This is a genomic window from Mycobacterium kyorinense, from assembly GCF_001672775.1.
GTDB classification, from domain to species: domain Bacteria; phylum Actinomycetota; class Actinomycetes; order Mycobacteriales; family Mycobacteriaceae; genus Mycobacterium; species Mycobacterium kyorinense_A.
Genome location: NZ_LZKJ01000035.1, coordinates 15,410 through 29,031 on the forward strand (window position 1 = coordinate 15,410; position 13,622 = coordinate 29,031).

The following is a 13,622-nucleotide window of genomic DNA, read 5'->3' on the forward strand; positions in this document are numbered from 1 at the left end:
CATCTTTTCATCACGGCGACGACTGGCACGTTAGGGTCGAAACCGTGACCGATGTGCAGCCACAACCGGTTCTCGCGCCGTTGACACCTGCCGCGATCTTTCTGGTGGTCACTATCGACAACGGCGGCGAGGCGACTGTGCACGAGGCGCTGGCCGACGTCTCCGGGCTGGTTCGCGCTATCGGATTCCGGGACCCGAACAAACGCCTGTCGGTGGTCACCTCGATCGGATCCGACGCCTGGGACCGGTTGTTCACCGGGCCGCGGCCCGTCGACCTGCATCCGTTCATCGCGCTGCAGGGACCGCGGCACGCCGCCCCGGCCACCCCCGGCGACGTGTTGTTCCACATCCGCGCCGAGACAATGGATGTCTGCTTCGAGCTGGCCACCCGGCTGGTCAATGCCATGGCCGGGGCGATCACCGTCGTCGACGAAGTGCACGGATTCCGGTTCTTCGACAACCGCGATTTGATGGGGTTCGTCGACGGCACCGAAAACCCGGACGGGCCAGTGGCCGTCAGCTCTACCCAGGTTGGCGACGAGGACCCCGAGTTTGCCGGTGGGTGCTATGTGCACGTGCAGAAATACGTCCACGACATGGCGGGGTGGAATGCGTTGTCGGTTACCGAGCAGGAACGGGCTTTCGGGCGAACCAAGCTCGAAGACATCGAATTCGACGACGACGACAAACCGGCCAACTCGCACCTCGCGCTCAACGTCATCGAAGACGACGAGGGCAACGAGCTCAAGATCGTGCGGCACAACATGCCATTCGGCGAGGTCGGCAAGGGCGAATACGGGACGTATTTCATCGGCTATTCACGCGACCCCGCCGTCACCGAAGAGATGCTGCGCAACATGTTTCTCGGCGACCCGCCTGGGGTCACCGACCGCATCCTGGACTTCTCCACCGCGATCACCGGCGGAATGTTCTTCTCCCCCACCGTTGACTTCCTCGACGATCCGCCGCCGCTGCCGGATTCACCGCCGACAGCGCCGGCAACGAATGCAGCACCCGGAGACGGCTCATTGGCGATCGGCAGTTTGAAAGGAAAATTCTGATGAACAACCTCTACCGCGACCTTGCGCCGATCACCGAAGAGGCTTGGGGCGAAATCGAAATGGAGGCGACCCGGACTTTCAAACGCCATATCGCCGGGCGGCGGGTAGTCGATGTCAGCGAGCCGGGCGGACCGGTGGCGGCGGCGGTTAGCACTGGTCGACTAACCGATGTGGCCGCGCCCACCGATGGTGTGGAGGCGCACCTGCGCGACAGCAGACCCCTTGTGCGGCTTCGGGTTCCGTTCACACTGTCGCGCTCGGAGATCGATGACGTGGAGCGCGGGTCTCAAGACTCCGACTGGGATCCGGTCAAGGTAGCGGCCAAGAAGCTGGCGTTCGTGGAAGACCGGGCCATCTTCGAGGGCTATCCCGCCGCGTCGATCGAAGGTATCCGAAGCGCGAGCTCCAACGCGGCGCTGACGCTTCCCGAGGATGCGCGCGACTTCCCCGACGTGATCACCCAGGCGCTTTCCGGCTTGCGGCTGGCCGGTGTCGATGGCCCGTACTCGGTGCTGCTGTCGGCTGAGGCCTATACCAAAGTCAGCGAAACCACCGAGCACGGCTATCCGATCCGTGAACACCTGCGGCGGCTGATCGACGGCGAGATCATCTGGGCACCGGCCATCGACGGCGCATTCGTATTGACCACTCGCGGTGGTGACTTCGATCTGCAGCTGGGCACCGACGTCACGATCGGCTACCTATCCCACGACGCCGACACCGTGCGGTTGTACATGCAAGAGACGATGACGTTCCTGTGCTACACCGGCGAAGCCGCGGTCTGCCTCGGAACCTAAGCGGCTTTTCGCGCGAGCGTGCGTGTCCCCGGGCGACACGCCGAGCGTGTCGCCGGATTCACGCACGCTCGCGGCAATCATCACGTCGCTTGCGGCCTAGCGAAAACGGTCTCGGCCAACATGCGCCGGCACCATGCCTGGTAAGCGTCGGTGCTCCAGCCGTCGCGGTGCGTGATCCGCAGGTAGGTGTCCACACTGCAGACCACTGCGGTCGTCTCGACGATCTCGTCGAATGGAACATCGGTACGAAGCCATCCACGGTCGCGAAAGACCCCGAGCACCCGTTGGGTCTGCAGGTTGACGCTGACAAGTACGTCGTTGAGGTACTTGTCCAACTCGGGATCCGCGCCGGCACCGCCGATGAGCGCAAGAGCTAATTGCGCGGTCCGCTGGTGAACGTCTGCCTGAGTGGTGGCGACGAAGTCCAGCGCCTCCTCGCGATCGTCGATAGCCATGAGTCTGCGGCCGACGTCCAGATTGAGTACGTTTTCTTCGCCGGCCACGCCGAACGCGGCGTATTCGATGGCGGCGATGAGCAGCGCGGCCTTGGGCCCTTGCCCCTGGACCGTTTCGGCAGACACACCCGCCGCGGCGGCGATCTTGGCCAAGGTGGTTCGTGCATAACCCTCAGTGGCGAAAAGCTCCGCTGCGGTTGCCACGACTCGCGACCGGGTCGCCTCGGCTTGCCGCTGGCGCAGCTCGGACCGATACGTTCGTACCTTGGGAGTCATTGACTTGGGTGACACAGTAATGAATACTACATGACCAAAATAGACTGCGGTTCGCGGGAGGCGCAATGTCATCCATCCTGATCGCCAGCGTCCCTGCGCCCGGTCATGTGACGCCGTTGCTAGCGGTGGCAGAAAACTTCGTCATGCGTGGCGACGACGTGCGGTTCATCACCGGTTCTCTGTTCGCCGAGAAGGTCGCGGCCACGGGCGCGTCGTTCGTGCCGCTGCCCGCCGAAGCCGATTTAGACCACCGAACCCACCTGCAAACCTTTCCCGAGCGCGCCAAGCTGAAGGGTGTCAAGGCGATCGCTTTCGACATCGAACACGTCTTTGCCCGCCCCGCCAAGGCGCAATACGAGACGATCGTCGCTGCCCTTGCGGCGCAACCTGCAGACGCAGTACTCGCTGAGCCGGTTTTCGTCGGCGCTGCGTTCCTGCTCGAGCACCCGCGTCCGGCACGTCCGCCTGTCGTCATGTGCGGAGTCGTGCCGTTGTGTATCGAGAGCCGCGACACCGCCCCATTCGGTATGGGGCTGCCGCCGGCCCGGTTATTGAACCGCCCTCGCAACGCCGCGCTGACTGCTGTGAATCGTCGAGTAGTGCGGCGGGCCAACCAAGTAGTCAACGACCTCCACAGGGAAGTGCACGGCAACGATATGCCGTGCACTATGGCGGGGTGGGGTCGCCGGGCAGATGCGCTCGTGCAGTTCGGTGTTCCGTCGTTCGAATACCCGTTGTCCGATGCCCCGTCTGGCCTGTACTTCGCCGGACCGCTTTCGGCTACCGGCTCGCAGGCTCCGTTACCAGAGTGGTGGTCTGATCTCGACGGAACCAGGCCCGTCATCCACGTCACTCAGGGCACGGTCGCCAACGCCGACTATGAGCAGCTCATCGAGCCGACGCTGCGGGCGCTTGCCGACGAGAATGTTCTGATCGTGCTGGCGACTGGCGGTCGACCGCTGGACACGCTGCCCCCGCTGCCGGCGAATGCTCGAGCAGCGACGTATCTGCCCTACGACGAATTACTGCCGCGCACTGCGGTTTACGTGACCAACGGCGGCTACGGCGGCGTCCAGTACGCCTTGCGCTATGGCGTGCCGATCGTCGCCACCGGCGGCAAGGAAGACAAGCCCGAGGTCGGTGCGCGCGTCGCCTGGTCGGGCGTCGGTCGCCGGATCCGAAGTGAACGACCGACACCACGTGCGCTACGCCGCGACATTCTCGCTGTGCTGAACCAACCGGGATACCGCCAGGCCAGTCAGCGGGTGGCGGCCGATATAGCTGCGGCTCCCGGCTTCGCCGGACTGGCCGATATCGTCGATCGGTTAGCCGCCAACTCAGCACGCTTGACGACCGAGGACTCGGCAAGTTCGGCAGTCCTCGACTGATCGTCCAGTAACGCCGATTGCCAGAACTAATTAGTTGCCTTGCTGCCTAATTTTTTCCACGTGCTAGCTCGGGGCAACGAGGGAGAAAAGCTCTTCATTGGTGCGTTGGATCAGGGAGGTGTTGACCTTCCACACTTCAATGGCGGTCGTTTGTGTCTCATGCGGTAGTGCCCACAGTGAGTCACAGGTCGCTAAATCTATCGCCCTCGCCGATGATCCATCCGCGATGACGGCCACGGCGCCATCGGAGCCGAGGTAGCCGAATCCGAGATTCTCGGTATCGCATGTTTTCCCGCTCGCGCCAGTGCGCAAGTCGTATTGCCGCCAACTACGATGCCGCTCATCGCTTGTGATGAACAGCGTTGTTCCAATGAGGCGGGCATAGGGCATCAACTGAGGTTTGGGGATTTCCAGGAGCCGTCTGCCATCGAGAGTAAGCACCACATCCGCCATTTCGGTTTCGACCATCGGCACATCGGCGGAGCCGACTCGAAAGGTGCCGGTGAGCTCTGGTCGGCTCATTTCTTTTCCGGAGTTGTCGAACAACGCCACACGACCCGATCCTTCAGTGCCGCTCGTGTATTCGTACCCGAAGCCGTTGGGATAGACGACGGCCCTTCCAGGCTTGGCATCTTGTGGCAGTGAGGGTTTCACCACTTTGCCATCCGCGACGCTGAACACCACGTCGCCCCAGTGCACGCCGCCTTGGACGGCGAGCGTGTCGGGCGCGACATCACGGTCCCAGTCGGCGGATTGTCTCAACGAGCCGTCACCGGGAATAAACCATGTCAACTCCGCGTGTGCACCCACGCCGTGGACGCCTTGGCCGGTTACTGCCGCGACAACGTACTCGCCTGCCTAGTGCAGTTGAGGATGGTTCTCGGTTGGCGGTATCCGCAGGTCAGTTGTGCCATCGAAAATAACGGCTCCACTGTTGGTGTTGACCACCCAGACACTCGCCGGTAGGCCAGGGTCCCAGTCGTCACGGATGCACAGAACCATGGACGGACCATTGGTGAAACAATCAATGCCGGAAGCGTTCTCGGCTGAGCCCAGCTGAACCGGCGCGAACAGTCGGCGCCCGCTTGCGACGTCAATGCCGACCAGCCACCAGCCGTCGTCGGCGATGCCGAGAAAGTAACCTCGGTCGCCGACGTTTCTCAGCGGCTTCGCGATTGAGCCCGGAGGGAGTCCTAGTTGATCGGAGTTGGTCTTCCAACCTGGCACAGGCTGTTTCGCCATCGAAGAAGCCAAGAACAACTGTTGCGGCAGCCCGGGCACGACGGCGGCTTGCGGACGGCCGTCTACCTTTCGCCCCACGACGAGAAATGCCGCGGCAAGTGCTATCACGACTACCGTTAGCGATACCAAGCCGGTTAACCACCACCGTGATGTACGCGCCACGTCAGGTTACCCTCTGGGCACCGCTACGGCGCCTGTGCAGCAATATCACCTATCACTCCACATCGAAATTTTCGTGGCTCAACCGCTCAACTGCTCGCCCATCAGTGAGTTCCTCGCGACTCTCTGGGTGCAGCCAATAGTGCCGCACCATCCAATAGAGTGCTCGACCGCGAGGGGTGTACATCTGGGCACCTTGAATGATACGAGGTGGACCGCTTCTCACACGGATAACAACAGGGAAAAGAGCGTCGTTGCCGGGGACCTCGTCAGTAACTTCGGCGACATCTGTCCAGGATCCACGGTAGGTGAATAAGATATTGGCGATCTCAAATCCATTCGGTGCCATGCGCACGTAACCCGCGCCACCGCGAACGATCAATGCAATCAATCCTGCCACCGCGGAGAGTACGATTACCGCTATAAGGAATGGTGAGAAGACTTGTGCGCCGCGGCTCATGGGGATGCCGACACTTCCGCGAGGCACAAATATTATGTAAAGAAGTCCACTCGGTATGGCGACCATGAAGGAAAGAGCGAATAAACCGACGATTGCTGCGTCTGGGCGAAAGGTCGTCCCCGTTGAATCGCACTTTGCGTGTACACTCACGCGCCCGAGCAACGGCAAGGCGGACGCCAGCGTGATGGTCAGAGCTACCGTGGCGAGCCCTCCCGTGATAACTGCTGTCAAATAATCATTTCGAAACCCCATGACCCCCGCCCATACCGCGCCGAACGCCCCCCCGACGCCGAACAGCATCAAGCCGAGGACAGCCTTGACCGGTGTATCGGGCCAGTGAGGGGGCCGAGGCAAGGTCACGGTGGACAAAATACCTCTCCGACCTTGTGGCCGACCCAGCCGAGACCCTTCCCACCGAGGTAGCCACCGCCGGCGGCCACGAGCGGTACCGTGATTGGCGCGAGTGGGCCGCCGAGACCTCCCGCACCCGCACCCAATTCACCACCGGCGTAGCCGCCAGCGACCTCGAACAACCCAGAAATACCAGCAACGCACGCGTCGTGCTCGGTTTCCGATGCGCCAATATTATAAATCGTCGTCGCAATACCCAAAGCCGGTCCCGTAAACCGTGCGGCTTTACCGACGTTTTCGACAGATTCCGGAGTTAAGACCGGAATTTTCCCACCGCGTCCGACGTGCGCCTCTAGCGCCGTGACGCCGCCGCCGAGGACATCGGGCACCCTGCCCGTGAATAATGGGTTGTTCGGCGGCAGCACACCGTGACGGCCGTCTGGCAATGTGAACGCCGCTGTGCATTTACCATCCGGCGTGCAGGTGGCAATGAGTTGTGTATTGTCGGCCCAGATAATATTCGTGGTCTCGGTGCCATTCTCACTTCGTTGCGTCTGAGTTTGAGAAATAAATTTTCCATATTTGTCGAAATGTTCAACTTGAACCCAATCACCCGGCAAGGGATTTCCATGCGGCGGCCACCGGTTAAAAACGGTTATTACTTGCTTACTTCCATCCTGCGTAGTGAGCGTCGTGATGCGGTTCCCATCTTTATCAGTGGTCTCACTACTCTCGCGGACGGCAATCGCCATGTCTTCGCCTCTAATCGTCGCCTGCCGCCAAATCCCTGCCATGGTCCGCGGATTCGGTACTTCATCGCCTGGTGGCGGCTCCGCCGCGCCGAGAAGACCGCCGAGCCCATCGGTGTTTGGCGGCTTGAAGCCGATGCCCTCAGCAGCAGACTGCACGTTTCGTGCGGCTTCGTCATCGGCATTGCCCACCGCAAGCAGGAGCCGATTGATCTCCGCCTGCTCTGCCTCGGCTTGCTTCTGCAGGCTGGCGGCTTTCTCGGCCGACATCTGTGCCGGCTTGATCAGCACGACCCACTCGTCGGTGACATGCAATTCGCCTTGGTCAATCTCGTCGGCCTTGTTCAGCAGTGCCTTGCGCGCTGCGCCAATTGATGTGCTGCCCTGCTCCAACGCCGTGCGCACGGACTCGGCGGCCGTTTTGAACGGTGAAGCTTGGTCGGTGGCCCGACGAAACATTCTCGTCGCTGCCTCGTGTGCTTTGCCCTCCCACGTTCGGGCCTCGGGTAGCCGATCGCACTCGTCGTCGAGATTGCGCACTGAGTTATATATCGATTCCCCGGCCGTTCCTACCGCTGCGCCCGTCGATGACAGCGAATCGGGATTCCAGCTCTGCAGACGCGGCCGCGACGGCAGCACGAGCTAGAACAGCCCGTCAAATTTGCCTGCGAGGGCGTCGTCCTCCACTTCGTACCGGTCCCCGGCACCGCGCACCGCCACACCCATGTCAGACACGTTCTTGGCAATTTTGTCTGCCACTTGGGCCATATTCTCGCCGACAAGCCGGCATGCCCATTGTGTCGTCGAACCTGGAAGCCCGTCAGCCGCGGTGGTCGCTTTATGCCCGACGTCGGCGGTACGAATCGTGCCCGACGCCGCGTCAACCTGACGTGCGAACCCCCGCAAAAGCTCCGGGTCTACCCGCATCGGCTCGCCTCCTGTCCTTCCCCAAAACGGTGCGCATGGAAGCCCCGAGTTCCGATTTTTCGAAGCTAACACGCATGAGGCACATGCCGACGCACGAATTAGCCAAACCAGAACAAGAAGTCCGTCTTCTAGGCGGTCCCTTACGCTGTCAGAACGGAATCCAGCGCCGAATAAAAAAGACCCAGCCCGTCGTCGGAGGGGCCGGTGAGCGCTTCGATGGCATGCTCGGGGTGTGGCATCAGCCCGACCACGCGGCCGTCGGCCGAGCTGATTCCGGCGATATTGCGCAGCGAGCCATTGATGTTGTCGTGGTAGCGAAACGCTACGCGCCCTTCGCCTTCCAGTTCGTCGAGCACATTCGTCGAAGCTACGTAGCGACCTTCGCCGGACTTCAGCGGGACCAGCAGATCAGCTTCAGGCTCGAAGCGCGACGTCCATGCCGTCCTCGTCGACTCCACCCGCAGCCAGACGTCGCGGCAGACGAAATGCAATCCGCTGTTACGGGTCAGCGCACCGGGCAACAATCCCGTTTCGCACAGCACCTGAAAACCGTTGCAAATCCCGAGAACCGGCAGACCGCGTCGTGCAGCGGCGACGACTTCGCCCATCACCGGCGCAAACCGGGCGATCGCCCCGGCCCGCAGGTAGTCGCCGTAGGAAAACCCACCCGGCACCACGACCGCGTCGACGCTCTTGAGATCGGCGTCGGCGTGCCACAGGTTGACCGCCTCGGCGCCGACAAAGCGAGCCGCCCGGGCCGCGTCGACGTCGTCGAGCGTCCCGGGGAAGGTGATGATCCCGATGCGCGCGGTCACTGCGCTTCCCTACTCACGGTCCAATCCTCGATCACCGTGTTGGCCAACAGCGATTCGGCGATCTCGGCGAGCTGCGAGTCATCGATGGTGTCGTCAACTTCCAGCTCAAATCGCTTGCCCTGCCGTACATCTGATACACCGACATGGCCGAGGCGCCCCAATGCGCCGACAATCGCCTGACCCTGTGGGTCGAGAATCTCGGCCTTGGGCATCACATGCACAACCACCCGGGCCACCGGCGGTCCTCCTTAGCGTTGTTTGCTCGTCGCCAACTCTACCGATGTCGCCTCACCCACAGGATCCGATATAGGCGGCGCACAGCGGGGCGGTCATCGCGTCCAGAACCTGATCGTCGGAGATCACCGGCCACGGCAGCTGCGGCGGGGCCGATGCCCACAGGGTGAGCTCGCTGATCGAACTGCTCTGTGGATGAGCGACCAGATAGGTGCGCATGATCACCGGGCCGCTGATCACCGCGGCCAGCCGATTGGGCCCCTCAGCCGTCACCGATGGCGACTGCGCCGGTGAGCCCAATTGACAGCCGCGCAGCGCAGCGGCAGCGATGTGCAACACCGACGATGCGTTTTGGCCGCCACGCGCGGTGTCACCGCGCCAGTGCAGAATCTGGGCCTGCAACTGCCATTGTCCCTGCGGGTTGAGCACGGTCGCGCGACTGGCGACGGTGGAGTCCCGGGTGTCCTGCGGGAACGGCGGGGTGGCGCACAACTCCTCGAAGCGGAAACGTGGCGTCGTACCCGTCAGCGGCACCGCGATACCGGCAAGCGATGGCCAGCGGTAGGCGGTGTTCAGCGGTACGGCGCGGCTTTGCATCCAGGCGGTATCGGGGATGGTGTCGCACACCGGCGGACAGGTCTCGGAATCTGCGCGCGCGGTTCCCGCCGGCCCCGAGCCCACGACCAGACCGCCTGCGAGCAGCATCGTCGCCAGGATCACCCGCACAGCACATACCCCCTGCGCGCACAATCGTAGGCATGGAACTCACGCATTTCGGCCATTCCTGCCTGCTTGCCGACTTCGGCCATACCACTGTGTTATTCGACCCGGGCAATTTCTCGCATGGTTTTGAGGGAATCACCGGCCTATCGGCCATCGTGATCACGCACCAACATCCCGATCACGTCGACCACACCCGGTTGCCCGCGCTGTGCGAAGCCAATCCGGATGCCGCGTTGTACGCCGATCCGCAAACCGCCGCGCAACTCGGCGAGCCGTGCACGGTGGTGCAAGTCGGCGACGAACTGTCTGTCGGCGAACTGACCATCCGGGCCGTCGGCGGTCAGCACGCGGTCATCCACCCGGAAATACCCGTCATCGACAACATCTCGTATCTGGTGGGCGACGGCGACCATCCCGCGCGCCTGATGCACCCCGGCGATGCGCTGTTCGTCCCCGACGAGCCGGTGGACGTGCTGGCCACGCCGGCCGCGGCGCCGTGGATGAAAGTTTCCGAGGCAGTGGACTATCTGCGGGCGGTGGCACCGGCCCGCGCGGTGCCGATCCACCAGGGCATCATCGCGCCCAACGCCCGGGGCATCTACTACAGCCGGCTTAGCGAGATGACCGACACCGACTTTCAAGTGCTGCCCGAAGAAAACGCGGTCACCTTCTAGGCGCCCCGCCACCGGCGAGCGTGAAGTTAGGTTCACGTTCGCCGCCGAGAGTGAACCTAACTTCACACTCGCGGGCCACAGGCCACTCAGGCGATGTCGCCGGCGGCGCCGCGCCCCGCGGCGCGCCCCGAGAAGATGCAGCCGCCTAAAAACGTTCCCTCCAGCGCCCGGTAGCCGTGTACGCCCCCGCCACCAAAGCCCGCTACCTCGCCGGCCGCGTACAACCCGTCGAACGGGGTGCCGTCGGATTTGATCACCCGCGAGTCGAGGTCTGTCTCCAACCCTCCCAACGTTTTTCGGGTAAGGATGTGCAGCTTGACCGCGATCATCGGCCCGGCTTTGGGGTCGGCCAGCCGGTGCGGGGCCACCACCCGGCCCAACCGGTCACCCAGGTAGGTGCGGGCAGCACGTATCGCGGTGATCTGACTGTCCTTGCTGAATCGGTTGGCCACCTCGCGGTCACGCGCGGTGACTTCGTCAGCGACGGTCGAGTAATCCAGCGGCAGCACGTCCGGCAGCTGGTTCATGGCGGACACCAACTCACGCAACGAGTTCGCGCTGACGAAATCCACGCCGCGGTCGACAAAGGCCTGCACGGGGCTCGGCGGCCCCGACCGGGCCCGCGATGCCAGCAATTCGCGCACGCTACGACCGGTCAGATCAGGGTTTTGCTCCTGGCCGGAGAGTGCGAACTCCTTCTCGATGATCTTGGCGTTCAAGATGAACCAGGTGTAGTCGGAGCCGGATTGGGCAATGTACTCGAGCGTGCCGAGCGTGTCGAAGCCCGGATACAGCGGCGCCGGCAGCCGCTTGCCCTTGGCGTCCAGCCACAGCGACGACGGGCCGGGAATGATCCGGATGCCGTGCCGCGGCCAGATGGAGTCGTAGTTGGTGATGCCTTCGGTGTAGTGCCACATCCGGTCGCGGTTGATGACGCGGGCTCCGGCCTGCTCGGTGATTCCGATCATCCGGCCGTCGACGTGGGCCGGGACTCCGCTAAGCAGTTGCTCGGGCACCCGACCCATCCGCTTGGGCCAGTTCGCCCGCACCATTTCGTGGTTGCCGCCGATGCCACCGCTGGTGACAATCACCGCCGACGCCCGGAACTCGAACTGCCCCACCACCTCTCGTGTCGAGGCCACGCCGCGTGGTTCTGCGGACGGTTCCAGCACGCTGCCGCGAACACCGGTAACGGCGTCGTTTTCGACGATCAGCTCGTCGACCCGATGACGGTGCGCGAAACGGACCGATGACCGGTTCCGTAACCGCCGCGCGAAGATTTCAACCAGCGCCGGCCCCGTACCCCAGGTGATGTGAAAGCGTGGCACTGAATTGCCGTGCCCTCGCGCGTCGTAGCCGCCGCGCTCGGCCCAGCCCACCAACGGGAAGATCTTTAGGCCCCGGGCCCGCAGCCAGCTGCGCTTCTCCCCGGCCGCGAAATCGACGTAGGCATGCGCCCATTGCCGCGGCCAGTAATCCTCGGGACGGTCGAAGGCGGCGGTGCCGAGCCAGTCCTGCAGCGCCAGTTCATGGCTGTCACGCACGCCCAGGCGGCGTTGTTCGGGGCTGTCGACGAAGAACAGGCCACCGAACGACCAGAATGCCTGCCCGCCAAGATTGGCGCTGTTCTCCTGGTCCAGGATCAACACCCGCATGCCGCGATCGGCCACCTCGCAGGCGGCCACCAGGCCAGCCAGTCCCGCTCCGACGATGATGACGTCAGCGTCCATGGCGCTACAGAGTAGCGACCCGGGTGGTCAGGCCGCGCCGAGCACCACCTGATCCGGTCGCCACCGATACACAGACGGTTCGCAGCCGTGCAGCAACGCCAGATCCGTGGCATCCAACATCGCCTGTAACGGCCCGGGTTTGCGCAGTTGGCGACCATCGACGGCAAGCCGCACCAGGCCGTCGCGCCGGGCGATGCGTTCAGCCGACAGCACCAACATCCGGCACCACCACGGCTCGGTCAGGAAACCTTCGCCGATTCCGAGAACCCGCGCCCGCTCGGTGGTGTGCCGGACCAGGTCCGTGATTCCGTGCAGGTCGGCGAGCAGCCGGAAGCCGTTGCGCGGCAACGCCGTGATAGCTCCCTGCGAGACCGCCCACCCGGGCGCGGCGAACAGCCGGGTACGCAGTCCGAGGTGCTCGAGCACTCGGTCGGCCGCCATCAGCCGCAGGTTGGCCTCGTGGGCGGGCAGCGTCGCGAATTCGCCGCGGCGCTTCTTGGTGGCTGCCTCGTCGTAGCCGTGCAACACGATGGCGTCGCCGCCTGCGCGCCGGCCGGCTAACCATTCCACGGTGCGCGGATCGCGGTCGAGCCGGTAGTCGCCCTTCAGGCGCGGGGCCACCAGCAACGACACCGGCACGCCACGGGAATCCATCTGCCCACAGAATGCCTCGACATCGGCCAACGTGCGATCGCCGATCCCGGAGACCGAAACGATCAGCTTTCCAGACACACCATCAGTGTGCCGATCGCAGGTGTCCAGACGGTGAAGTCCACGCAGCTAACGGGCGTCGATCTCGTCTGACCAGCTAATCCGGCAGCACAGCCTCGATGGCGGCGACGACTTCGGGCGCATCGGGGGCCGTGCGTGGCCGGAACCGATTGACCACGGCGCCGCCGGGCGCGATGAGGAACTTCTCGAAGTTCCACTGCACATCGCCGGCCTCCCCGGCGGCATCGGGCGTCTTGGTCAGTTCGGCATACAAAGGATGCCGACCAGGGCCGTTGACATCGGTTTTGGCGAGCAACGGAAACGTCACACCGTAGTTGGTGGAGCAAAAGGTTTGGATTTCGTCGGCGGTTCCGGGTTCTTGGCCCATGAACTGGTTGCAGGGCACCCCGAGCACGGTCAGTCCGCGCTCACCGTAACCCTGGGCCAGTTTTTGAAGTGCGCTGTATTGCGGGGTCAGGCCGCATTTCGAGGCGACGTTGACGACGAGCACGGCGCGATCGGCGTATTCGGCTAATGACGTGGGGCGATCGTCCAGAGTGGTCAACGGGATTTCGGTCAGCGTCATGCTGCGAGACTACGTCAGCATCCGCAAAGTAGGTTGGTCATCTAGCTAATTGTCGTTACGCTGGGGTCCGTGCTGCGCTCCCGCCAGTCGACCAGCAACGAGTCCAGCTATCCGGACCGGCTCGACCTGGGCCTACTGCGAATAGCCGGTGTGTGCGCCGTTGCCGTGGTGATGGCGATCATGGACGCCACAGTCGTCGGGGTGGCCCAGCGCACGTTCATCACCAAATTCGGGTCCACCCAGGCGGTCGTCGCTTGGACGATGACCGGCTACACGCTCGCGCT

Annotated in this window: 16 protein-coding genes and 1 pseudogene; 5 read left to right on the forward strand and 12 right to left on the reverse strand. The window is 63.4% G+C overall.

Annotation, left to right across the window (positions count from 1 at the left end; translation table 11 throughout):
* The first annotated feature begins 44 nt into the window (after positions 1-44).
* Both A5707_RS02620 and A5707_RS02625 read left to right on the forward strand, forming a co-directional pair.
* Complete coding sequence (locus A5707_RS02620) at positions 45-1,061, forward strand: Dyp-type peroxidase (RefSeq protein WP_065012971.1); 1,017 nt, start codon at positions 45-47, stop codon at positions 1,059-1,061.
* Entirely contained in the window at positions 1,061-1,858 is a 798-nt protein-coding gene (locus A5707_RS02625; RefSeq protein WP_065012972.1) for a family 1 encapsulin nanocompartment shell protein, read from the forward strand. Before A5707_RS02620 ends, A5707_RS02625 begins: the two co-directional genes overlap by 1 nt.
* A gap of 80 nt (positions 1,859-1,938) precedes the next feature.
* Here the strand turns inward: A5707_RS02625 and A5707_RS02630 are convergent, their stop codons facing one another.
* The gene (locus A5707_RS02630) at positions 1,939-2,589 is read right to left on the reverse strand and encodes a TetR/AcrR family transcriptional regulator (RefSeq protein ID WP_197495226.1); all 651 of its coding nucleotides are present in this window, start codon (positions 2,587-2,589) and stop codon (positions 1,939-1,941) included.
* A gap of 65 nt (positions 2,590-2,654) precedes the next feature.
* On the opposite strand from A5707_RS02630, the gene A5707_RS02635 reads away from it, so the two are divergent.
* On the forward strand, positions 2,655-3,977 hold the full coding sequence (locus A5707_RS02635; protein ID WP_065012973.1) for a glycosyltransferase: 1,323 nt from the start codon (positions 2,655-2,657) through the stop codon (positions 3,975-3,977).
* A 63-nt stretch (positions 3,978-4,040) separates the two neighbouring features.
* Here the strand turns inward: A5707_RS02635 and A5707_RS02640 are convergent, their stop codons facing one another.
* From A5707_RS02640 to A5707_RS02670, 8 genes are all read right to left on the reverse strand, one after another.
* Positions 4,041-4,787: a hypothetical protein gene (locus A5707_RS02640; RefSeq protein WP_232000599.1), complete on the reverse strand. Its 747-nt coding sequence runs from the start codon at positions 4,785-4,787 to the stop codon at positions 4,041-4,043.
* A gap of 48 nt (positions 4,788-4,835) precedes the next feature.
* Positions 4,836-5,327, reverse strand: coding sequence for a hypothetical protein (locus tag A5707_RS24305; protein WP_232000600.1), 492 nt, complete (start codon positions 5,325-5,327; stop codon positions 4,836-4,838).
* 106 nt (positions 5,328-5,433) lie between these two features.
* The gene (locus A5707_RS02645; RefSeq protein WP_156657493.1) at positions 5,434-6,138 is read right to left on the reverse strand and encodes a hypothetical protein; all 705 of its coding nucleotides are present in this window, start codon (positions 6,136-6,138) and stop codon (positions 5,434-5,436) included.
* A gap of 56 nt (positions 6,139-6,194) precedes the next feature.
* The gene (locus A5707_RS02650) at positions 6,195-7,577 is read right to left on the reverse strand and encodes a WXG100 family type VII secretion target (RefSeq protein ID WP_065012975.1); all 1,383 of its coding nucleotides are present in this window, start codon (positions 7,575-7,577) and stop codon (positions 6,195-6,197) included.
* A gap of 3 nt (positions 7,578-7,580) precedes the next feature.
* The gene (locus tag A5707_RS02655; RefSeq protein WP_065012976.1) at positions 7,581-7,865 is read right to left on the reverse strand and encodes a type VII secretion target; all 285 of its coding nucleotides are present in this window, start codon (positions 7,863-7,865) and stop codon (positions 7,581-7,583) included.
* A gap of 140 nt (positions 7,866-8,005) precedes the next feature.
* On the reverse strand, positions 8,006-8,680 hold the full coding sequence (gene purQ / locus A5707_RS02660) for a phosphoribosylformylglycinamidine synthase subunit PurQ (protein ID WP_065012977.1): 675 nt from the start codon (positions 8,678-8,680) through the stop codon (positions 8,006-8,008).
* Positions 8,677-8,916: a phosphoribosylformylglycinamidine synthase subunit PurS gene (gene purS, locus A5707_RS02665; protein WP_065012978.1), complete on the reverse strand. Its 240-nt coding sequence runs from the start codon at positions 8,914-8,916 to the stop codon at positions 8,677-8,679. The genes purQ and purS overlap by 4 nt, the downstream gene beginning before the upstream one ends.
* Positions 8,917-8,968: 52 nt before the next feature.
* Positions 8,969-9,640: an ATPase gene (locus A5707_RS02670; RefSeq protein ID WP_232000601.1), complete on the reverse strand. Its 672-nt coding sequence runs from the start codon at positions 9,638-9,640 to the stop codon at positions 8,969-8,971.
* A 32-nt stretch (positions 9,641-9,672) separates the two neighbouring features.
* Between A5707_RS02670 and A5707_RS02675 the strand changes: the two genes are divergently transcribed.
* Positions 9,673-10,311 carry an MBL fold metallo-hydrolase gene (locus A5707_RS02675; protein WP_065012979.1) on the forward strand — a complete coding sequence of 213 codons (639 nt, stop codon included), beginning with the start codon at positions 9,673-9,675 and terminating at the stop codon, positions 10,309-10,311.
* A gap of 86 nt (positions 10,312-10,397) precedes the next feature.
* On the opposite strand, the gene A5707_RS02680 is transcribed toward A5707_RS02675, so the two are convergent.
* From A5707_RS02680 to A5707_RS02690, 3 genes are all read right to left on the reverse strand, one after another.
* Entirely contained in the window at positions 10,398-12,041 is a 1,644-nt protein-coding gene (locus A5707_RS02680; protein ID WP_065012980.1) for an FAD-binding dehydrogenase, read from the reverse strand.
* Positions 12,042-12,068: 27 nt separating this feature from the next.
* On the reverse strand, positions 12,069-12,773 hold the full coding sequence (locus A5707_RS02685; RefSeq protein WP_065012981.1) for a DUF2334 domain-containing protein: 705 nt from the start codon (positions 12,771-12,773) through the stop codon (positions 12,069-12,071).
* A gap of 76 nt (positions 12,774-12,849) precedes the next feature.
* The gene (locus tag A5707_RS02690; protein ID WP_065012982.1) at positions 12,850-13,338 is read right to left on the reverse strand and encodes a glutathione peroxidase; all 489 of its coding nucleotides are present in this window, start codon (positions 13,336-13,338) and stop codon (positions 12,850-12,852) included.
* A 69-nt stretch (positions 13,339-13,407) separates the two neighbouring features.
* Between A5707_RS02690 and A5707_RS02695 the strand changes: the two are divergent.
* Positions 13,408-13,622: pseudogene (locus tag A5707_RS02695) on the forward strand (MFS transporter); the annotation flags it as partial.

Coding starts and splice junctions, on each gene's coding strand:
- A5707_RS02675 (WP_065012979.1), top strand. CDS start 9,673: ATGGAACTCACGCATTTCGGCCATTCCTGCCTGCTTGCCGACTTCGGC.
- A5707_RS02655 (WP_065012976.1), bottom strand. CDS start 7,865: ATGCGGGTAGACCCGGAGCTTTTGCGGGGGTTCGCACGTCAGGTTGAC.
- A5707_RS02690 (WP_065012982.1), bottom strand. CDS start 13,338: ATGACGCTGACCGAAATCCCGTTGACCACTCTGGACGATCGCCCCACG.
- A5707_RS02630 (WP_197495226.1), bottom strand. CDS start 2,589: ATGACTCCCAAGGTACGAACGTATCGGTCCGAGCTGCGCCAGCGGCAA.
- A5707_RS02635 (WP_065012973.1), top strand. CDS start 2,655: ATGTCATCCATCCTGATCGCCAGCGTCCCTGCGCCCGGTCATGTGACG.
- A5707_RS02680 (WP_065012980.1), bottom strand. CDS start 12,041: ATGGACGCTGACGTCATCATCGTCGGAGCGGGACTGGCTGGCCTGGTG.
- A5707_RS02645 (WP_156657493.1), bottom strand. CDS start 6,138: ATGCTGTTCGGCGTCGGGGGGGCGTTCGGCGCGGTATGGGCGGGGGTC.
- A5707_RS02625 (WP_065012972.1), top strand. CDS start 1,061: ATGAACAACCTCTACCGCGACCTTGCGCCGATCACCGAAGAGGCTTGG.